At 68.9% G+C, this 19,845-nt stretch carries 20 protein-coding genes; 3 read left to right on the plus strand and 17 right to left on the minus strand.

From position 1 onward, the window contains the following. Positions 1-2: 2 nt before the first annotated feature. The 11 genes from ABN034_RS09465 to ftsY form a co-directional block, all read right to left on the minus strand. On the minus strand, positions 3-341 hold the full coding sequence (locus tag ABN034_RS09465) for a P-II family nitrogen regulator (protein WP_349326280.1): 339 nt from the start codon (positions 339-341) through the stop codon (positions 3-5). Beyond that, a complete protein-coding gene (locus ABN034_RS09470) occupies positions 338-1,750 on the minus strand; it encodes an ammonium transporter (RefSeq protein WP_349690621.1) in 1,413 nt (470 codons plus the stop codon). Before ABN034_RS09470 ends, ABN034_RS09465 begins: the two co-directional genes overlap by 4 nt. 275 nt (positions 1,751-2,025) lie before the next feature. Next, a complete protein-coding gene (gene pabB, locus ABN034_RS09475) occupies positions 2,026-3,405 on the minus strand; it encodes an aminodeoxychorismate synthase component I (protein WP_349690622.1) in 1,380 nt (459 codons plus the stop codon). A 73-nt stretch (positions 3,406-3,478) separates the two neighbouring features. Then, on the minus strand, positions 3,479-4,612 hold the full coding sequence (locus ABN034_RS09480; RefSeq protein WP_349690623.1) for a DUF4872 domain-containing protein: 1,134 nt from the start codon (positions 4,610-4,612) through the stop codon (positions 3,479-3,481). Between the two features lie 253 nt (positions 4,613-4,865). Next, positions 4,866-5,129, minus strand: coding sequence for a thioredoxin family protein (locus ABN034_RS09485; RefSeq protein ID WP_349690624.1), 264 nt, complete (start codon positions 5,127-5,129; stop codon positions 4,866-4,868). Then, positions 5,084-5,590, minus strand: a complete 507-nt coding sequence (locus ABN034_RS09490) for a MerR family transcriptional regulator (protein ID WP_349690625.1) — start codon at positions 5,588-5,590, stop codon at positions 5,084-5,086. Before ABN034_RS09490 ends, ABN034_RS09485 begins: the two co-directional genes overlap by 46 nt. 88 nt (positions 5,591-5,678) lie before the next feature. Beyond that, positions 5,679-7,340 carry a gamma-glutamyltransferase gene (gene ggt / locus ABN034_RS09495; RefSeq protein WP_349690626.1) on the minus strand — a complete coding sequence of 554 codons (1,662 nt, stop codon included), beginning with the start codon at positions 7,338-7,340 and terminating at the stop codon, positions 5,679-5,681. After that, positions 7,337-9,070, minus strand: coding sequence for an ABC transporter substrate-binding protein (locus ABN034_RS09500; protein ID WP_349690627.1), 1,734 nt, complete (start codon positions 9,068-9,070; stop codon positions 7,337-7,339). The genes ggt and ABN034_RS09500 overlap by 4 nt, the downstream gene beginning before the upstream one ends. A 296-nt stretch (positions 9,071-9,366) precedes the next feature. Continuing rightward, complete coding sequence (locus ABN034_RS09505) at positions 9,367-9,630, minus strand: hypothetical protein (protein WP_349690628.1); 264 nt, start codon at positions 9,628-9,630, stop codon at positions 9,367-9,369. Between the two features lie 200 nt (positions 9,631-9,830). Beyond that, positions 9,831-11,141: an aspartate aminotransferase family protein gene (locus ABN034_RS09510; RefSeq protein WP_349690629.1), complete on the minus strand. Its 1,311-nt coding sequence runs from the start codon at positions 11,139-11,141 to the stop codon at positions 9,831-9,833. A gap of 68 nt (positions 11,142-11,209) precedes the next feature. Next, positions 11,210-12,412, minus strand: coding sequence for a signal recognition particle-docking protein FtsY (gene ftsY, locus ABN034_RS09515; RefSeq protein WP_349690630.1), 1,203 nt, complete (start codon positions 12,410-12,412; stop codon positions 11,210-11,212). Between the two features lie 190 nt (positions 12,413-12,602). On the opposite strand from ftsY, the gene ABN034_RS09520 reads away from it, so the two are divergent. The 3 genes from ABN034_RS09520 (at position 12,603) to ABN034_RS09530 (ending at position 14,585) form a co-directional block, all read left to right on the plus strand. After that, complete coding sequence (locus ABN034_RS09520; protein ID WP_349690631.1) at positions 12,603-13,277, plus strand: RNA polymerase sigma factor; 675 nt, start codon at positions 12,603-12,605, stop codon at positions 13,275-13,277. Continuing rightward, on the plus strand, positions 13,277-13,594 hold the full coding sequence (locus tag ABN034_RS09525; RefSeq protein ID WP_349690632.1) for a hypothetical protein: 318 nt from the start codon (positions 13,277-13,279) through the stop codon (positions 13,592-13,594). Before ABN034_RS09520 ends, ABN034_RS09525 begins: the two co-directional genes overlap by 1 nt. A 475-nt stretch (positions 13,595-14,069) precedes the next feature. After that, positions 14,070-14,585, plus strand: coding sequence for a DUF222 domain-containing protein (locus ABN034_RS09530; protein ID WP_349690633.1), 516 nt, complete (start codon positions 14,070-14,072; stop codon positions 14,583-14,585). 385 nt (positions 14,586-14,970) lie between these two features. On the opposite strand, the gene ABN034_RS09535 is transcribed toward ABN034_RS09530, so the two are convergent. The 6 genes from ABN034_RS09535 to ABN034_RS09560 form a co-directional block, all read right to left on the minus strand. Then, the gene (locus tag ABN034_RS09535) at positions 14,971-15,228 is read right to left on the minus strand and encodes a hypothetical protein (protein ID WP_349690634.1); all 258 of its coding nucleotides are present in this window, start codon (positions 15,226-15,228) and stop codon (positions 14,971-14,973) included. Positions 15,229-15,655: 427 nt separating this feature from the next. Beyond that, complete coding sequence (locus ABN034_RS09540) at positions 15,656-16,318, minus strand: adenylosuccinate synthetase (RefSeq protein WP_349690635.1); 663 nt, start codon at positions 16,316-16,318, stop codon at positions 15,656-15,658. A gap of 105 nt (positions 16,319-16,423) precedes the next feature. Then, positions 16,424-16,678: an adenylosuccinate synthetase gene (locus ABN034_RS09545; RefSeq protein WP_349690636.1), complete on the minus strand. Its 255-nt coding sequence runs from the start codon at positions 16,676-16,678 to the stop codon at positions 16,424-16,426. Between the two features lie 57 nt (positions 16,679-16,735). Further along, the gene (locus ABN034_RS09550) at positions 16,736-17,581 is read right to left on the minus strand and encodes a TrmB family transcriptional regulator (protein WP_349690637.1); all 846 of its coding nucleotides are present in this window, start codon (positions 17,579-17,581) and stop codon (positions 16,736-16,738) included. A gap of 58 nt (positions 17,582-17,639) precedes the next feature. After that, positions 17,640-18,695, minus strand: a complete 1,056-nt coding sequence (locus tag ABN034_RS09555) for a DUF3048 domain-containing protein (protein WP_349690638.1) — start codon at positions 18,693-18,695, stop codon at positions 17,640-17,642. A gap of 182 nt (positions 18,696-18,877) precedes the next feature. Then, positions 18,878-19,843: an LLM class F420-dependent oxidoreductase gene (locus ABN034_RS09560; RefSeq protein WP_349690639.1), complete on the minus strand. Its 966-nt coding sequence runs from the start codon at positions 19,841-19,843 to the stop codon at positions 18,878-18,880. Positions 19,844-19,845: the final 2 nt, after the last annotated feature.

Below are 19,845 nucleotides of genomic sequence, written 5' to 3' on the forward strand. Positions count from 1 at the left end.
CCCTACAGCGCCTCCTGCCCGCTCTCTCCGGTACGTACCCGGATGACGGTCTCGACCGGGACGACCCAGACCTTGCCGTCGCCGATCTTGCCGGTGTGGGCGCTCTTGGTGACCACATCGACGATGTCCTCGACGTCGGAGTCGTCGACGACGATCTCGACCCGCACCTTGGGCACCAGGTCCACTTCGTACTCCGCGCCACGGTAGACCTCGGTGTGGCCCTTCTGCCGGCCGTAGCCGCTGGCCTCCGTGATGGTCATACCCGAGACGCCGAAGGCCTCGAGAGCCGCGCGTACCTCGTCGAGCCGGTGTGGCTTGATGACCGCGGTCACCAGCTTCATCGGGCCACGCTCCCTTCCTTGTTCCCGGCCTCGTCGGCCGATTCGGCTGGCTCAGCTGGTGCGTCCGCCGGAGCGGCGGAGTTGGTGCTGGCGTCGACGGTCACCGGCGCGGCACCGTCGGCGCTCTCCCTGACGAGGAGGTGGGCCCGGGAGCCCCCGCTGATCGTCGAGAAGTCGTACGCCGTCTCCGCGTGCTCGGCGAGGTCGATGCCGCTGACCTCGTCGTCGGTGCTGACTCGGAAGCCCATCGTCTTGTCGATGGCCTTGCAGATGACATAGGTCAGGACGAACGAGTAGACCAGAACCGCGCCCGCCGCGATGACCTGCTTCCACAGCTGGGTGAAGCCGCCACCGTAGAGCAGACCGTCGACGCCCGCCGGCGCCACCGCCGCGGCGAGGAACCCGATGAGTAGGGTTCCGACCAGGCCGCCGACGAGGTGGACGCCCACCACGTCGAGCGAGTCGTCGTAGCCGAACTTCGACTTGAGCGAGACCGCTAGTGCACACAGCACGCCGGCCGCGACACCGACAAGGATCGCGCCGATCGGCGTGACCGCGGCGCAGGCCGGTGTGATCGCCACGAGTCCCGCCACCGCACCGGACGCGGCACCGAGTGTCGTCGGTTTGCCGTCCCGGAGCTTCTCCACGAGCAGCCAGCCGAGGACCGCGGCGGCCGTTGCGACCTGCGTGTTGATGAACGCGACCCCTGCGGCACCGTTCGCGGCCACCGCCGAACCGGCGTTGAACCCGAACCAGCCGAACCACAGCAGCCCGGCGCCCAGCAGGACCAGCGGCAGGTTGTGCGGACGCATCGGCTCCTTGCGCCAACCGATGCGCTTGCCCAGGACCAGGGCGGCCGCGAGACCTGCCGCGCCGGCGTTGATGTGGACGGCGGTACCACCCGCGAAGTCGAGGGCCTGGAGCCGGTCGGCGATCCAGCCGCCGTCGCCGTCGTTGAAGAAGAAGACCCAGTGCGCGACCGGGAAGTAGACGATCGTCGCCCAGGCCACGACGAAGACGATCCAGGCGCTGAACTTCGCCCGGTCGGCGATCGCGCCCGAGATCAACGCGACGGTGATGATGGCGAACATCGCCTGGAAGGCGACGAACACCGTTGAGGGCAATGTGCCGGACAGCGAATCCTCGCCCAGCAGACCCCTCAGGCCGACAGCTTCGAGGTTGCCGAGGAGGCCACCTCCGATATCGGTCCCGAACGCCAGCGAGTAGCCGTACAACACCCACAGGATGCTGACGACGGCAATCGCGGCGAAGTTCATCATGAGCATGTTGAGTACGCCCTTGGCCCGGACCATGCCGCCGTAGAACAAGGCGAGTCCAGGTGTCATCAGTAGGACAAGGGCGGAACTGGCCAACACCCAGGCGGTGTCGCCTGCGCTGAGCTCGGGCATCGCTTCTCCTCGCGAGTTCGTCCGAACCTTCGGGTGATGCTCTCGTGGTGGAACCCGACGGTGGGCCCACCGCGGCCACGGGGCGCCGGCCCTGTTCCTCCAGGTACCGGGGCCACCCGCGGATGGATCTGGCAAGCGTGGTCCGGCCGTGTTTCGCAGGCTGCCGCCGTATGTTGCGGACCGATGACGGAAGGCCGGTCCGATGTGAATTCCGTGTGAACTACGCTCCGCCACCAACCGGGTGCGAGGGCCCGAAAAGGGACGGTCGCGGAGGGTCAGACCCGAGGCGCGAGCGCCCGCAGCGGGACCGCCGCCTTGAGCAGCATTTCGTCGTACTCCTCCGCAGGGTCGGAGTCGAGCACGATCGCCCCACCTGCACCCACCGTGAGCAGACCGGCATGGACGACGGCGGTACGGATGACCACGCTGAGGTCGGCGGTGCCGGCGAGTCCGAAGTGTCCGACCGCTCCGGAGTAGACGCCCCGCGGGCGGTCCTCCAGCTCGTCGAGGATCCGCATCGTCCGTAGCTTCGGGGCACCGGTCATCGACCCCGGGGGGAAGCACGCGCGGACCGCCTGGACCGCGCTCACGTCGGCGCGCAGGCGGCCGCGGACCGTGGAAACCAGCTGGTGCACGGTGGCGTAGGACTCGACGGAGAGGAATGCCGGAACGCTGATCGTGCCGGGCTCGCACACGCGGCCGAGGTCGTTGCGCAGGAGGTCGACGATCATGAGGTTCTCGGCCTGCGTCTTCGAGCTCGTCGCGAGTTCCTTGCACAGCAGTGCGTCGATACCGGGGTCGGCGGCGCGGGGCGCCGTCCCCTTGATCGGTCGCGACTCGGCGTGACGCTCCGCGTCGACGGTGAGGAACCGTTCGGGCGAGGCCGAGAGGACGTGGGCGTCCCCGAGTCGTAGGTAGGTGGCGTAGGGCGCGGGGTTGATCCGCCGTAACCGCCGGTAGAGCAACCATGGATCCGCGTCGCAGGGCAGCTCCACGGAATTGGTGAGACAGATTTCGTAACTCTCACCGGCCCGCAACCGGTCAAGACAGGTTTCGATGTCGGCGACGTAACGGTCCCGCGGACGGACGAGCCATGGTTCGGGGTCCACCCCGGTGGCGGGTTCGGACCAGTCCCCCTGTGGTGTCGCCGCGCGGGACAGGTCCCGCAACCGGGCGAGAGCGCCGTCGATCCACCGCGGCGGCTCGCCCGTGGTCGCCACCTCGCACACCCAGGTCCGCGCGTCGCGATGGTCGACGACGACGAACCTCGTCGCCGACATCCAGGTGGCATCGGGCAGCGGGGCCTGGTGGGAACTGACTACGCCGTCGTACGCCTTCAGCTCATAGCCGAGGTAACCCACGTAACCGCAGGCGAGAGCGGGCGGCAGACCGTCGGGCACACGGACGGTCCGGGCGGCGAGCCGGCGTTCGAGGGCGTCGAACACCGTGTCGGTGCCCCGGTCGGTGACCCTGGCGTGCAGGACGTCGCCATGCGGACCGCCCGCGTCTCCGAGCAGGGAGTAACGGGCGGGGCCGGCCACGAGGCTGCTGTCCAGCCAGAAGGCCCACCGGCTGGCCCCGAACAGGGCCTCGAACGCCTGCTCGGCGTCCACCTCGCCGGCCAGCTCCCGGCAGTGGAGGACCCAGCTCGTCACCGCACCAGGCTACGGAGTCCAGCGGGCGGCCCCGGTGCGCACCTCGGCGTGCACCACGTCGACGCCCTCTGACTCAACCGGTGAGGACGTCGACCGCCCGGCGTTCGAGGTCGGTCGCCTGCTCGACAAGCCCCGCCAGCCGGTCGAGCAGCTCGCGCAGGACCGCCTCGCCCGGCGGCGCCGCGGCGTAGGCGTCGGTGAGCTCGTCGACCCGCGAGGTCACGGCCCGGATCTCCTCGGCCGGCCCACCGTCGAGCAGCAGTCCGAGCCGTTCCTCGACCATCGCGTCGTACGCGGCGAGTGCCGGCAGTCCCGCGGGCAGCGCCGCCGCCGCGACCGCCGACCACACGTCGCCCGAACGCCGGAAGAGATCCGCAGCCTCGAGGTAGGCCGGATCGTCGACGACCCCGGCGGCCTCGGCCAGGAAGTCGGCGTACAACGGCCGCGTCGCGCCTGGCCCGGTGTACTCCACCTCCAGGCAGTCGTGCAGCCGGCGGACACCGGCGAACAAGGCCCGGGGGTCGGCGAACCTCACCGCCCACCCGGTCTTTCCGCGGGGATCGGCGAGCTGTTCTGCCAGCCTCCGCATCCCGGAAAAGCCGAAGTTGACGTCGAAGGTGTTATCCAGGACCGGCCCCGTGAGGTGCGCGCAGGTGGTGGCGACCGCATCCCGCACAGCCGCCGCGAGGTCGACCGGCTGCTCCGGCGCGACCACGGCCAGCATCGCGTGCCGCCCCCTGCGGTGGGCGGCCCACGCGGCGAGGAACTCCGGCAGCGGCAACGACCAGGGCCGCACGCCCTCGTCGTCGAGCAGCACCCGCTCCTCCCCACCCTCGTCGTCGAGACCACAGACGAGAACGTCGTACGGGTCCGCGTAACCCTCGCCACAGGCGAGTCCGTGCCAGGGCAGGCCGGCACGGTCGACGGTGCAGAGCGCCGGCTTTTCGAGCATGGCCTCGGTGTACGGCTCATTCGTGTGTGGGGCCCGGACGCCCACGGCGTCGAGGGCATGAGCCAGCGCCGCCGAAGCGTGATGCTGCCCACCGCCGAACCTGCGGTAACCGGGAAGCAGACCCGCGTAGGTCGCCGACGCGACGGTGTTGAGGGACGCTTGGGCGAGAACGTGTCGCCGCGCGGTGGTGTAGGACTCGTTGGTGCGGGCCATCCGAGCCCGGACCAGTCGCTTGAAGGACCGGCGTACGGTCATGGTTCGACCTCTCCTGACAACCCGCGCGCACCCCACGACTCACCCGGGCCGCCGGACAGGGTTCCACCATGGGTGGTGACATCGAACACCGGTGACCAGACCGCCGTCCCGAGGACACGTGTCCCCTTCGCCTCCGCGAAAGCCGGGCGGCGTGGGCACCCGGTCAGGAGGTCTGGCGCAGGACGGCGCCGAGACACAGCCTAGTCCCGCCGGTCACCACCGCGTCCTCGGGAGCCTCGCGTTCCGCGGCGGCTCAAAGGCCCAGCGGCTCCCTGAACTCTGCGATCAGCCGCGCCTTGGACCGCGCTCCGACGATCATGTGCACAAGCTCGCCGTGACGGTAGACCTGCAGCGTCGGGTTGGCCCTGACCTGGCAGGCGGAGACCGTCTGCGGGTTCTCGTCCGTGTTGATCTTCGCCACCGTGATCCGGTCGGCATGCTCGGTCGCGATCTCCTCCAGTACGGGCGCGATCATCCGGCAGGGAGGGCACCAGGGTGCCCAGAACTCGACGAGCACGGGCCGGTCACTGGCGAGAACCCGTTCGGCGAAGTCGGCGTCGGTGACGGTGACGGTGGCGGTGTCGGCGCTCGTGACGGGACGGTGCGGCATGGCTGGTCTCCTGTCGTACGACGAAGGGCGCTGGCGAGCTGCGCCTCGACCCGGGTTCGGGTGGCCTGAAGCCGGTCGATGCACCCGTCGAGCTCGGCGAGCTTGCGGCGGTAGACCGCGACGGAGTTGGGGCACACGTCCCCCGCGTCGTTGCCGGCGCGCAGGCACTCCACGAAGGGTCGGGTGTCCTCCAGCGAGAACCCGATGGCGAGGAGCGATCTGATCTCGGTGACGATCCGTTCGTCCGCGCTGCCGTAGTCGCGGTAGCCGTTCGAGCTCCTGCGCGCCGCGAGCAGGCCCTGAGCCTCGTAGTAACGCAGCGCACGGGTCGTCGTGCCGGTCCGCTCGGCAAGCTCTCCGATCCGCATCTGACCTCCTCACCAGCGACCGTAGACCTTGACGCCGACGTCAAGGCCAGTCGTGGCGAGCGGTATTCCCGCGCGAATGGCCGGACCCTCAGAACCCCAGGACGAGGCCCTCCTGGCGGGGGTCGGATCCACCGGCGAGCACGCCAGTGTCCGGATCACGGGCGATGATCTGCGCGCCGCTCAGACAGCTCCAGTCCCCGTCGACGACGATCGTGTGACCGCGGTCGCGAAGCGACTGTGCGTACTCCTCACCCACCCGGCCCTCGAGGGTCAGTTCGAATCCGGTCGCCGGCCCGGAGCCGAAGCCCGTCGAGCTGAACCACAGCGGCTGCTCGACGGTCTGCTGGGCGTCCCAGCCACCGTCGACGAGACCGACCACGGTCTGGAGGTTCCACTGCGGCTGCCGGTCGCCGCCCGGCGTACCGCCTGTGACGACCAGCCGGCCGGCCGGATCGGCGATGAGGTAGCAGTTGAGCGTGTGCATGGGCTTCTTGCCGGGCGCGTAGACGTTGGGATGCCGGTCGTCGAGGGAGAACGCCGACGCGCGGTTGTTGAGCACCACGCCGGTGTCGCCGGCCACGACGCCGCTGCCGAAGTTGGCGGCGACGGACTGGATGAGCGACACCATCGTCCCGTCGCCGTCGACGACGTTGAGGTAGGTCGTGTGCCCCTCGTCGAGCCTGCCGGCCGAGATGTCCGTCTGTGCCCGGTCGCCGATCCGCGCCGCCCGCCGCGCGGCCCAGTCCTTCGACAGCATCTGGTCGACGGGCGACTTGCCTGCCGCCGGATCCTTCAGGTACGCATGCCGGTCGGCGAACGCCAGCCGGATCGCTTCGACCAGCACGTGTGTGGCGGCTGCCGTCCCCACGCCGAGCGCCGGCACGTCGAAGCACTCGGCGATGTTGAGCGCCTCCAGCAGGATGATTCCCTGGCTGGGCAGGGCCGTCTGGAAAACGGTGTGGTCGCGATAGGTCGTCGAGAGCGGCGCCGACACGGTCGTGCGGTGGTCGGCGAAATCGGTCGTACGCAGAGCACCGCCGACCTCGGCGAGGTACGCCGAGATGCGTTCGGCGATCTCTCCCTGGTAGAAGACGTCCGCACCTCCCGCCGCGACAGTCTCCAGCGTCCGCGCGAGGTCCTCCTGCCGGAAGACGCTGCCAGGCTCGGGCGGATGGCCGCCGGGCAGGAACACCTTCGCCGACGCCGGCAGTCGCCCGAGCAGGTCGGCGAACTTCGCGATGAACGACACGAGCACCGGGGAGATCGCGTGCCCCCGCGCGTAGTCGATCGCCGGCTCGACGAGTTCGGCGAACGGCCGGCTCCCCCACTGCTCGAGCAGCGTGAAGTACGCATGGACCATGCCCGGCACCGTCACCGAGAGCGGGCCGTTGGATGGCATGCGTACGCCGTCGTGCGCCTGCCGCATCGCCTCGAGGGAGGCGCCACGCGGGGCGATGCCGCTCCCCTGGACCGAGCTCACCCGGCCCGCCCCACCGTTCGCGGCCGGGTCGTGGATCAGGGCGAAGAGGTCGCCGCCGAGCCCGCACATCTCCGGCATGACGACCGCCGCCACCAGCCCGGACGCGACCGCGGCGTCGACGGCGTTGCCACCGGCGGCGAGCGTGCGGAGTCCAGTGCTCGTGACCAGCGGATGGGACGAGGCGACCATGCCGTGGTGACCGAAGGCCGGGGCGATCCGGCGGCGGGGCCAGTCGAAGGGTTGTGCGTCGGTCCGTGGAAACCCGATCACTTGGCGCCTTTCGCCGGGGTCAGCCGTCCCGCGTACATCAGCATGATCGTGAAGTTGTCGGCGTACGGCGAGTTCTGCAGGATCGGATCGCTGTCCGGCGGCCACTTTCCGGCGCGCTCCCCCTCCAGGCACGGATTGTTTCCGTACCTCTCGAACAGCGGGATCATCGGCAGCAACTCATTGAAGGCAAGGGCGATGTTGGTCACGCTCTTCTTCTGCGCGGCCTCGTCGAGACCCTCGCCCGCCTCGATCACGAGCCTTTCGAGGTCGACCTCGCCGAGCGCCTTCGTGGTCTGCTCCAGTTCGAACCCCATGCCCCGACCGCCCTGGTTGGCCGCGACCGGGATGTTGTGCGTGAACAGGTCCTGGACGAACGCGAAGTGCGGATGCGGGTGGGCCGACGTCCCCCACGCCTGGATCGCGAGGTCGAAGGCTCCCTTGTCGACGTCGATCGGCTGCTGCGCCTCGGTGACGCCGCGCGCGGTGACGGCGATGCCGAACGCCGAGAGCTGCTTGGCGGCGTTCTGGCCGGCGGCGGACCAGTCGGCGTACTCCGCCGGGAAGCTGAGCTCGTAGCGCGCCGGCTCACCGTCCGGTGTCAACCACTGCTTGCCGTCCTTCGTCCAGCCTGCCTGGGTGAGCAGGTCGGCCGCCTTGTCCTGGTCGTACGCATACTTCTCCAACCGGTCCTGGTCTGCCGCGGACAACCAGTCGGGGACGAGGTTGTCGGAGAATCCGGCCATGTATTCGACACCCACCCCGGAGTCGGCGAGGGAGACCTGGCCGTTCTGGTTCCGGTCGATCGCGTGGGCGAGCGCCTGCCGCGCGCGGACGTCGCCGAACTCCTTCAGCTTGTCGAGGTTCATGAGGAGTGCCGGGCCGGAATAGACCGGCGGGCGGATGATCCGGAATCCCGTCTTGATCATCTGCTTCTCGGTGGCGACCGGGAAACCGTGGGTGGCGTAGTCGAGATTGCGGGCCAGCACGATCGGCGTGATCGTCGGCGTCTCGCCGTTGAAGACGACCACCTTGTCGAAGGCCACCTTGTCCGCCGCGTACCCCTTGGGGTTCTTGACCAGGCTGAGCTGCGCGTTGGTGATGCTGTCGTAGTCGTAGGTGAACGGGCCGGAGGCGATCGCCTCCTTGGGCCGGTACGCCTGGAACTCCTCGTTGAGCTTCTTGCCCTCGGGCGAGTCGAGGTCCTTGTCCTCGGTGAAGAGCTTCTCGGCCTTGCGCGCCCACTCGCCGTAGGTCGCGTCGGAGTGGAGGCGCTGGCGCAGGACGTAGCGTTCGACGACGGTCGAGGGCTTGCGCATGGTGAGCACGACCGTGTGGTCGTCGGGTGCCTCCACCTTGTCGATGTACTCCCAGAGGGAGTTGCGCATGATCCGCAGGCACCAGTACGTCGTGAGCGCGTCCCGGCTCGTGATCGGCTTGCCGTCGCTCCACGTGAGTCCCTTGCGGAGCGTCATGGTGAACGTGCTCGCCGCCTCGTCGGTGTTCCACTTTTCGGCGAGCATCGGCTCCCAGGTCTGTTCCTTCCACCGGAACATCGCGCCGGGAGCGAGGATGAGATCGATGTAGAAGTGGTCGCCGAGAATCGAGTCGGTGACGCCGTCCATGAGGTTGAAGTGACCCTTCGGCGGCACCTGGAAGGCCGTGCCGCCGTGGAACTCGGCGAGCTGCGCACCGGCGCCGGAACCGCCACCGCCACCTCGTTGGCAGGACATGAGAAGCCAGGCCGTCGCGCCGGCTCCGGCGAGTTGAAGGGCGTGGCGCCGGGAGACGCGGGTCTCAGACCGCGGTTGTGATGAGGTCATGGCGCCCGATTGTGTCGTTCCACGCCCGATATCGAAAGCTTACGAGCAGGTTAGGCCAGCATCGGACAGCGCCGGCTTCCCTTTGTGCACAAGGCTTTTCCAGCGTGTGCCGGGGTTAACCCGCAAGTGACTCCATCCAGTGGTCATGACGCTGACCAACGGCGCTGAACCAGACGGTGACCAGTGCCGCTGAGCCATGGCGCTGACTACGCCGACCACGACGCGACGGTGATCATGACAGAGACCATGAACCGCAACGGGGCCATGTGCCCGAACGCCTTCACGTGCCCGAACGCCTTCACGTGCCCGAACGCCTTCACGTGCCCGAATGCCTTCACGTGCCCGAACGCCTTCACGTGGCCGAACGCCTTCATGCGCCCGAACGCCTCCATGATCACGTAAGCCGCGGCTATTCCCCTGCCACTGGAAGCGAGCTTCGCCGGAAACGCGACGCCAGCGCCGGCAGCCAAGGCGACGCGGTGTGGCCGACGCCAGACCTTCCATGATCATGAAGGCAGACCGGACTGTGAAGGCGAAAGGGGCCAGGTGCCCACACAACCTTCATGATCACGATCATGATCACAGAGCTCATCGACCACCAGGGGGCAGCGCGCCCGCGCCGGCCGGTCGTCCCACCCGTCGCGGCGACGGGCAACGGGTGAGCGAGGCGCTAGGCGGGGATAGCCGCGCTGTTCACCGTGGCGAGCGCCTCGGCCAGGATTCCGAGCCCTTCGTCGGCCTCGTCCTCGGTGAGCGTCAGCGGTGGGCCGAGCCGGATCACGTTGCCGTGCAAGCCGCCCTTGCCCACCAGCAGACCGCCGCGGCGGCACTCCTCCATGACGAGACCGGCCACCCGAGCGCTCGGCGTCGTACCACCCGGCTCGACGAGCTCGATCCCGATCATCAGCCCCTTGCCGCGCACATCGCCGACCACCCGAAGCTCGTCGGCGCAGGTACGCAGGCCGCTCACCAGCTTGCCGCCCACCTTGGCGGCGTGGGACTGCAGGTCGTGGTCGAGCATGTAGTCGAGCACGGCGTTGCCGACGGCCATCGCGAGCGGGTTGCCGCCGAACGTCGACAGCGAGTTGGCGGTCAGCCCGTCCATGATGTCGCCGCGCGCCACCACGCCGCCGATCGCGAGCCCGCCCGCCGCGCCCTTCGCGAACGTCATGAGGTCGGGCACGACATCGTGCGCCTGGTAACCCCAGAAGGAGTCGCCGGTACGCCCCCAGCCGGTCTGGACCTCATCGGCGACCAGAAGGATGCCGTAGTCGTCGAGGACCTCCTTCATGGCCGCGTACATCCCGTCGGGTGGAACCGTGAACCCGCCCACACCCTGGATCGGCTCGACGATCATGCAGGCGACATCGCCCGCGGTCGTGGTCAGGAGCACGTCGCGCAGGTCCTCGACACACGCCTGGACGTAGTCGGTGTCGTTCAGGTCCCGGAACGGGCTGCGGTAGCGGTAGCCGCCGTGGACCCAGCTGACGTGCACCGGCGAGAGCGACGAGGTTCCCCAACTGCGGTTCCCGGTGATGGCGACCGTCGCGAACGCCCTGCCGTGGTAGGAGTTTCGCAGGGCAATGACCTGGTTGCTGCGCCGGTGGTGGGTGGCGAGGAGCAGGGCCGCTTCGTTGGCCTCGGTTCCGGAGTTGGTGAAGAAGACCTTCGCGTCGGGGATGCCGGACAGTTCGGCGATCCGCTCGGCGTACTCCACCTGGGCCCTGCCGAGGTAGGCGGTCGACGTGTGCAACACACCGCTCGCGAGCTGGCGTTGGACGGCGTCGTTGATCTCGGGTACGCCGTAGCCGAGGGAGTTGGTCAGGATGCCGGCGAAGAAGTCGAGGTAGACCTTGCCGTCGCCGCCGGTCAGCCGGCGTCCCTCACCGCCCACGATCTCCAACGGCTCGTCGTAGTAGAGCGCCATCCACCCGGGCATTACCTCGCGGTGGCGGGTGAGCAGGTCCTTCTCGTCGCCCATGTCGGGTCTTCTCCTCGCTCCCAGTCTCGCGTTCAGTCTCGCGCTTCGGTCTCGGGCTCGGTCGGGCTTCAGTCGCCGAGGAGCGCGTCGACGAAGGCTTCCGGTTCGAACGGGGCCAGGTCGTCGGCACCTTCGCCCAACGTCACCAGCTTGACGGGTACGCCGAGCTCGCGTTGCACAGCAACGATGATTCCGCCCTTGGCCGTGGTGTCGAGCTTGGTGAGGACGATCCCGGTGACGTCCACGACCTCGGCGAAGACCCGCGCCTGTGTCAGACCGTTCTGGCCGGTCGTCGCGTCGATGACGAGCAACACCTCCGAGACCGGAGTCTGCTTCTCGACCACCCGCTTGATCTTGCCGAGTTCGTCCATCAGTCCGGTTTTGGTGTGCAGGCGGCCGGCGGTGTCGACGATCACCACGTCGACCTCCTGCTCGATTCCGGCCTTCACCGCCTCGAACGCCACGCTGGCGGGGTCGCCGCCCTCGGATCCCCGCACGGTGGGTACGCCCACCCGGTCGCCCCAGGTTGCCAGCTGGTCGACCGCCGCCGCGCGGAACGTGTCGGCCGCGCCGAGGATGACGTCCTTGTCCTCGGCGACGAACACCCGCGCCAACTTGCCCACGGTGGTCGTCTTGCCGGTTCCGTTGACGCCGACGACGAGAACGACCGCCGGCATCGCTTCGGTGCGTACGACATGAAGGGAACGGTCGAGGTCAGCGCCCACCAGCGCGACCAGCTCCGCGCGCAGGATCGCCTTGGCCTCCTGCGGGCTCGCCACGCCCTCGACCCGGACGCGGGTGCGGAGGTGCTCGACCAGCTCCTGGGTGGGACCGACGCCGACATCGGCGGCCAGCAGGGTGTCCTCGATCTCCTCCCAGGTGGCGTCGTCGATGCGGTCCCGCGAGAGCAGGGCGAGCAGTCCCTGGCCGAGCGTCGACTGCGACTGGGCGAGTCGCGACCTGAGCCGGACCAGCCGGCCCTGCACCGGGGCGGGGCGTTCGACGACCGGCGCGACGGGCTCCTCGAGCGCGAGCTCGTCTGCGCTGACGGCACCGCCCTGCGGGGGGTGCGGCCGGTCCGTGGCGGCGGGTGGGTGGGAGTCCTCACGTTCGTCCGCGAGGCCGACTCCGTGCCCACCCCGCGGCGGAGGGCCCTGCTGCTCCGGTGGCCGGGTGGCGGCGCCCTTGCGGCGGCGACCGCCGGCCAACAGGCCGACGATCACACCAGCGAGAACGATGACAACGACGATGGCGACGACGACGTACTCCACGGTCGTTCATACTCCCAGACCGCACGCCTGCCCGCAGGCACCGCCCACAGTCTGCACACAGTCGAAGCGCACCGTCGGGGCCCACAATCGGCGCACATCAGTGGCAGAACTTTGTCCCATGTCCACACGACTCGCCGCCGGCGTGGGGTTCCATAAGGATGCGACGCGATCGGGCCAGGGGGGAGGCGCCGTGACCGACACCGATGTCGCCTCGCTCGTCGAGGCGGTGCGGTCAGGCGACCGGGAGGCGTTCACCCCCCTGTACCGCGAGAACGTCCGTGCCGTGCACCTCGCCGTCCGCGACCAGCTCCGTGATCCCGAGCGGATCGCGGACGCCGTACAGGAGACATTCGCGCGCGCCCTTGCCTCGTTGGACAAACTCCGCGACCCCGAACGATTCCGGCCGTGGCTGTTGGCAATTGCCCGACACACCGCGGTCGACATCCGCAGACACCAGAACCGGGTCGGGCTCGAGGAACTCAACGACGATGATGTCGTCACGTCCGACACAACTGACCCGGCCGAGCTCGCGGCCCTACGGGACACGGCGGCGTTGGTCAACGGGCTCGTCGTCGGACTCTCCCAGCGAGACGCCCTCGCTCTGAGCCTGGTTACTCTCGGGTTCGAGATCGCCGACGTCGCCGCTGCCCTGCGGGTCAAACACGGCGCGGCCAAGGTGGTCCTGCATCGCGCTCGGCGCCGGCTGCGGGCCGCGTTGGTCCTACGCCTGCTGGCCGCGGGCGCCGGCATCCGGTGCCCTGAACTCGGGCCGATCGTCAACGAAGGTGGCACCACCGCGGGCGCGCGACATGCCGAAAGCTGTCCGTTGTGCGAGGAAACGGCGCGCCGGGCGATCTACGGTTGATGGCGAGGTTCGTGGCGATCTCGTGGTTCGTCCGCATTCTCGCTGATGCCTGGATCGCCGCAGAGACCGGTGACCCGCAGGTCCGAGCGTCGCAATGCCTGAGTGAGGCTCTCGGGCAGCCGCTGCGGTCCCCAGTGGGTTGCCGGAACGTCCTCACCGAGACCTTCTTCTGCGTACGCCTGCGCGACACCTGGCGCAAGAAGGATCGCCAGCAGGGCACGCTCCTCCCCATCCAGCTGCGTACGCGTGAATTCGCGAAGCTTCTGGACGAGGCGGGCGGCAGCGTCGGCGTCGATACCAACATTGTCGCGCAGTAACCCCTTTTGGTTACGCGAGGTCCTGTCGGGCGGCTGTAGGCGTACACGGCGAGGCGTACACGGCGACCACTGAACAAGGGGCGGCGGTGTAACCGGATGACGCCGGCACCGACCTGCCTCGTGGGTGGTCCGATCCCGGGTCAGGGCCAGGGGGTGGGTCCTGCCGCAGGTCGATCGTGGCCACCCGGCAAGGGGGGAGGCGGATCCGCGAGTGGGCTGGGCGTCCAGCACCTTGCGGATCCGCCCACCTCGAGTGGACGGGCGCTCAGCACCTTGGCCGATCCACCCACCTCGAGTGGACGGGCGCTCAGCACCTTGGCCGATCCACCCACCTCGAGTGGACACACTGGGGCCGCTACCACGATCTGCCCGCCACACGAGCAGGCAGATCCCCTTGTGCATCGAGGAGTTCCGGCTGTGACCGCCTCTCGGCAGAGAGTTGATCTTGTAGTCTTGATTCGGTAGAATCGCTTATATGTTCGACTGCGGGGGTGTGGAGTTCTCGGTGCTTGCGTCGGCTGCGCCGGGTCCTGAGCTTGCCGCGGTGTTGGCGGGGATCGACATGGCGGCGATCAATGGTCATGCGCGTGTGGTGGTGATGGCCGCCTGGGAGCGGCAGGTGTCGTGGTCGAACGCGCAGCTGTACGGGGCGATGGCGTATGTGGCTCGGTCACCTGCGTGTGAGCCGGATTCGCCACCTGAGCTGCTGGAGACCTTTGGTGAGTTCGCCTCGGCTGAGGTAGGTGCGGCGTTGCGTATGTCGCCGGGGTCGGCCGATCGTGAACTGTCCTTCGCCTACGAGTTGACCGAACGACTCCCAGGCACTCGGGCCGCACTCGCGGAGGGGACCATCAATCTGGGCAAGGGTGCGGTTCGGTGCGGGAGTGGACGGCACCGGCAGCATCACGGGACAGGACCTGCCGATGGCGGGGACCGCGGCGGCGCGGGTGTTCGTCAAGACCGTCGCCAGACGGATCAAGGGCGATGGTGATGGCAGGACGCTCGCCCAGATCGAAGCCGACGTGTTCCTCGACCTCCTCCGCGGCCGCCGCCCCAACCCCGCTACGCCTGGATCCACCAACGGACCTGCCACCGGCGCCGAGACGACTGCCCCCAACCGAACCGCAGGGTCCCCCGCTCACACAGAACCCTCTGACCACGCAGAACCCTCTGACCACGCAGAACCCTCTGACCACGCAGAACCCTCTGACCACGCAGAACCCTCCGATCACGCAGGACCCTCCGATCACGCAGGACCCTCCGATCACGCAGCCCCGTCCGATCACGCAGCCCCCTCCGATGACGCAGACTCGCAGGGACCTGACGCGGGCATCGACCTCGGCGGCCGTGCGAACGTCACCGCCGGCACAGCATGGTCAGGCCCGGACACCGGGATTGACCTGGATGACCCCGGTGATGGCGGGCAGAGTGTCGAGACCGGTGACGAACACCTGGTGGCCAAGGTCGAACTCATCGCCGACCTCGAAACCTGGCTCCGCCTCGGCGAGAAGACAGGCGAACTCGCCGGCCTCGGCGCCATCACCCCGGCGGTGATCGACGACATCAAGAACGCCGCCGCAGGCGGGTTCGAGTACTGCCGCACCGTCACCATCGACGGCAAAGTCGTCTACCACCAAGCTTCCAGCCGCCGCTACAAACCCACCGCTACCCAACGCCGCCTCATCCAAGCCACCCACCGCACCTGCGCCCAACCCGGCTGCTCCAGACCAGCAGCCCAATGCGATCTCGACCACACCATCGAACACCGCCTCGCCGGACCCAGCTGCCTGTGCAACATGGCCCCACTCTGCCGGCGACACCACCGCGCCAAACACCAAGCCCGCTGGTGGTGGACCCAGAACCAACCCGGCCACCTCACCACCCAAAGCCCCCTCGGCCACACCTACACCATCCAACCCCAACCCCCACCCAGCGCCGAGGTCGTCTACGTCGGCACGAACCGACCGGCAACCCAGCGCCGACAGGCAGGCTTCGACGGCGCCGCCCCGCGCCCGCGCGATGTTCCCGATGGGGCGCAGACCCGTCGTGCGCCACGCCTGATCAGGCCACGTCGCCACTCGCGAGATCGATCATGTCGGACAGTCGCGGTCCCGTGTCGAGGAGCGTCACCGGAGCACCGGTCACGTCCTCCACCCGATCGATCAACGCCCGCACGGGTGCCGTGACGTCGGCTGCCGAGCGGGCGGCGCGCATGTGCGGATCAGCGTGGTCGCAGAACGTCAGGGCGATCTTGGTCGGCCCGTTCAGCATCGTGGCGTACTCCAACAGACTCCAGTCGAGGCGCGCAGCCTTGCGTCGCGGACGCCCGGTCACGACGCCGTACTCCGCCACACCGCGACGCAGAATCTCCTGCTCGCACAGCTCGAACGGCAACGGGCCCTCGCCAGCTCGCGTCGGCAGTGCCTTGACCACCATCACCACGTCGGAGACGAGCTGCCAGTTGAGTCCGACGTCATCCATCGCGGCCGCGGCGGTGCAGTTGTCGGAGGTCGTGTACGGATACTCCGAGCTGAACGCCAATGACAGCAGGGTTCCCTGAGTACCCTCGACGAGCACGTCACCGTCCCGCGCCGCCGCGTTGACGGCCTTGGCGACATCGGTCACATAGGGCGCCAGGTCCGGGTGATCCCGCGCCTGCCGCGCCCGGCGCAGGATGAAGTCTGCTCGTGCAGCACCGTTGCCCGTACACGTGGAGCCGACCACGCCGGCGAGATGGGCGTCCTTGCGCTCGGCGGCGATGTGGTCGGGGGTGATGAGGGCACAGCGCCCGTCGACCAGCGCCCGCCCGGCCAGGTCGAACCGCGAAACCTAGGCGAGGAAGACCTCCGGGTCGACGAGGACGCCCGACCCCACGGCCACCGTGGTCGACGGGTTGAGCCATCCGGTCGGCAACTGCCTGGCCTTGACCAGGGTCCCGTCGTCGAGAGTCACGCTCGCGCCCGCGTTCGTTCCCACTCCCGCACGTACCGTCAACGGCACGTTGTCGCGCCTGGCAAGGTGTGCGCACACCTTGCCCTTGCCGGAGTCGCCCCACATGGCGTCCACGATGATGACGGCACCCATGGCAGTCCCTTCGTTCGTACGGAGGAATTCGTCGGCGGATACGGCAAAAGCGCCAGGTCAGTCGGGTAGGAGCTCGTTGACGGTGGCGGGGTCAGCGCCGAAGCCGACGACGGACATCAGCCGGCTGGCCTGGTCGGGTGGGAGCAGGCGTGCCCGCAGCTCGACCAGGTGCCGGCCGAAGGCGCCTTCCAGTTCCGGGCGTAGGCGTTCGTAGATGGCGGCGAGGTACGCCTCGTCGCGGATGAGTTTCTCGACGACCCGCAAGAGGGCGGGATGCGCGGTGTAGACCGCACCCGCGGGTTCGTCGAGCGAGGCGATCAGCGCCGTGGTCGAGTCGACGGCGAGGGTCAGGACGTGCCCGCCGACCGTCATGTCCTGGGGCTCGTGCCGGTAGACCTCGCCGAAGTCGACGGGTACGTCGCCGAAGACGTTGACGACGACCTGACAACCGGTCTGCGCGGCCGAACGTAGGGCCGGACCGAGCCAGGCCAGGTCGTCGGCCATGACGCAGACGGCCACCCGTTCGCGGGCGTCGGCAACGAGCGCTCCGGCGCGTTCAAGGACGGCGTCGCGACCCCGCAGGGTCCAGAAGGCGGCCGGCTCGGAGGGCGTGGCCATGGCGGCCAGGTCGACGATCAACGCCTCGCAGCGCGAGGCGGTCTCGCGCTTGACGCGGCCGAGGACCTCCGCGGGTGGCAGAGCGACGAAGCGGGCCGGCGAGTCGCTGACCTGCTCGACGACGCCGCGGTCGCTGAGCCCGGCGAGGACCTGGTAGACGTTCGCCCGCTGCAGGCCGGCCACCTTGGCGATCTCGTAACCGGTCGCCGAGGGCTGGCGCAGGAGGGCGACATAGACGCGCGCCTCCTGGGAGGAGAACCCGACCTGCATCAGTCGTTCGATCACATACGCAGACCCTAGGCGAGGAGTAGTAGTGCGCGCAACTACGTAGGACCTGTGGTGGCTACGACGGCAGCTTGAAGACCACCCAGACCTGGCCCGGCGCGAAGGTCATCGGCTTCCCCGCCGGTGTCGTGAACGTTGTGCCGCCCGTGGCACGTGGCCGCGACCAGCGGGCGTCGTACGCCCGGCCGTCCCGGAGGACGAGCGCCTTGCCCTTGCCCACCGACGCGAAGTTGGGCGTGATGTTGCCCCACTTGTCGCCGAGCTTGGACGGCTTGCGGGCGACGTTCTGCACCACGACGGTCGCCGGCTTCGGTGGTGCACCTCCGGTCATGCGGACCGGATCACCGTCCATCGAGACCAGCCACCGGCGTTCGCTCGCCGACCAGCGGAACCCGACGCGGAACGCGGGGTACCGCACGGTCTCACTGCTCACCTTCCGACCGCCCTCAGGCGCCTCGCCGAACCGGAATCCGATGTCGCGGGCGGTGCTCGCCTTGGGCGCGTCCGAGAGCAGGCCCTTCGGCGAGGCGTAGAGGTTGTGGGGCGCTGGGCGCGAGTCACCGCGGAAATACGGCGAACCCGCATGGGCCGGCGACACGTCGTGGAGGGGCGCCCGCGCCATCACCGGCAGCAGCCGGCTGTTGGCGCCCGAATACGCGAACGCGGGCTGGCCGAACTGGCGGAGTACTTCGAGATCGGACTCCCGCGCGCTCCGGACCGGGCCGACGGTGGAGGGCAGCCGGGACGAGAAGACCGCCATGAGCCGGGCGAGCCCTGCCTCGACCTGCTCGACATAGATGAGGTCCGCACTGGCGAGCCCGGTCTGCGGGCGGGCCTGGCCGACGTTGTCGATCTTCACCGCGAGGACCGGCTTACGCCACTTACCGGACAGACCGGTCAACGGGGATGCCGCGGCCGTACGGGTCGGGGTCGGACTGGGAGTCGCCGACGGTGACCGGCTGGGCGTCTTCGTGGCCGTCGGCTTGCGAGGGGCTGCGCCCCCGGCGTCGTCGTCCTGACCCGCGCACGCCGCCAGAGCGGCGAAGCAGAGCGCGACAACGGCGACGAGGGCGACAAACGGTGCGGATGGTTTCTTTGAGGCAGAAGCCGGCATTTCGCGGAACTCTCGAGAGGCGGTGGGGGCGGATCAGGCGGGCTACGCCGCCTACGGAAGCCACCAGGCTAAGGGTCGGCCGCTAGCCGGTTCCCTCCGCCGCGCCGAAACGCGCACGTGGGAGGGCGGGTGAGGCCGCCGGACCGCGGCCGCACCCGCCCTCGCACCATGCGTAATGCCCTTTAGCTGAAGCGGGGAATGACGTCGGATGCGAACCGGTGCAGGGGTTCGTGGTCGTACGCCACACCAGGGATGTACGTGATCAGATAGTCCGCGCCGGCTTCCAGGAGCTCCTCGATCTGGGCGGAGATCTCATCCGCAGTGCCGATCACGTTGTTCTTGTTGAACTCCTCGAGGCTGGTCCGCCCGCGCGCCTTCGCCGTCACCTTCTCGAGGTCGGCGCCCTTCTCGACCGGGAAGACGTTGATGCTCGTCGACTTGATGATGTCGTCGTAGTTGCGGCCCTCCCTGTCGCAGTGCTGGCGGAGGATGTCCGCCTTGTGCTTGAAGGTCTCCGGGTTGCCGCCACCGATGTTGGCCGCGTCGCCGAACTTCGCGACGAGCCGCAGCGTGACCTTCTCGCCGCCGCCGCCGATCCAGAACGACGGGTGCGGCTTGCGGGCGCCCTTGGGCTCGTTGTAGGGCTTGTCGATCGAGTAGTACTTGCCGTTGAAGACCGGCGCGTCCTCGGTCCACATCTTGTAGATGATCTCGGTCGCCTCACGGAAGGCGCCCATCCGGTCCTTCAGCGACGTCCACTCGTAGCCGTAGGCCTTCCACTCGTGCTCGTACCAACCCGCGCCGAACCCGGCGTACAGCCGGCCGCCCGCCGCGACGTCAACGGTGGATGCGATCTTCGCGTAGAGCGCCGGGTGGCGGTAGCCGTTGCAGCCGACCATCTGACCGACGTTGATCCGCTGGGTGTCACGCACGAGCGTCGACGTGATCGTCCAGCATTCGAACGTGGTGTTCTGAGTGGGCTCGGGCACCGTGTGGAAATGGTCGAAGACCCAGATCGAGTCCCAAGGACCTGCGTCCGCGGCCTTGGCGACCGCGGTCATCGCTTCGTACTGCTCGACCGGATCGGCGATCTCGGTGAGATCCATCCGCCAACCCTGGGGTACGAACACACCAAACCGCGCAGTCATGC

The sequence above is a fragment of the Actinopolymorpha sp. B11F2 genome, assembly GCF_040195635.1.
In the GTDB taxonomy this organism is placed as follows: domain Bacteria; phylum Actinomycetota; class Actinomycetes; order Propionibacteriales; family Actinopolymorphaceae; genus Thermasporomyces.

Excerpts from the sequence above, each read along its gene's own strand:
- ABN034_RS09480 (WP_349690623.1), bottom strand. The coding sequence starts at position 4,612 with ATGACCGTACGCCGGTCCTTCAAGCGACTGGTCCGGGCTCGGATGGCC.
- ABN034_RS09465 (WP_349326280.1), bottom strand. The coding sequence starts at position 341 with ATGAAGCTGGTGACCGCGGTCATCAAGCCACACCGGCTCGACGAGGTA.
- ABN034_RS09490 (WP_349690625.1), bottom strand. The coding sequence starts at position 5,590 with ATGCGGATCGGAGAGCTTGCCGAGCGGACCGGCACGACGACCCGTGCG.
- ABN034_RS09500 (WP_349690627.1), bottom strand. The coding sequence starts at position 9,070 with ATGTCCTGCCAACGAGGTGGCGGTGGCGGTTCCGGCGCCGGTGCGCAG.
- ABN034_RS09545 (WP_349690636.1), bottom strand. The coding sequence starts at position 16,678 with ATGGGTGCCGTCATCATCGTGGACGCCATGTGGGGCGACTCCGGCAAG.
- ABN034_RS09560 (WP_349690639.1), bottom strand. The coding sequence starts at position 19,843 with ATGACTGCGCGGTTTGGTGTGTTCGTACCCCAGGGTTGGCGGATGGAT.
- ABN034_RS09525 (WP_349690632.1), top strand. The coding sequence starts at position 13,277 with ATGGCGAGGTTCGTGGCGATCTCGTGGTTCGTCCGCATTCTCGCTGAT.
- ABN034_RS09510 (WP_349690629.1), bottom strand. The coding sequence starts at position 11,141 with ATGGGCGACGAGAAGGACCTGCTCACCCGCCACCGCGAGGTAATGCCC.
- ABN034_RS09555 (WP_349690638.1), bottom strand. The coding sequence starts at position 18,695 with ATGCCGGCTTCTGCCTCAAAGAAACCATCCGCACCGTTTGTCGCCCTC.
- ABN034_RS09530 (WP_349690633.1), top strand. The coding sequence starts at position 14,070 with ATGTTCGACTGCGGGGGTGTGGAGTTCTCGGTGCTTGCGTCGGCTGCG.
- ABN034_RS09470 (WP_349690621.1), bottom strand. The coding sequence starts at position 1,750 with ATGCCCGAGCTCAGCGCAGGCGACACCGCCTGGGTGTTGGCCAGTTCC.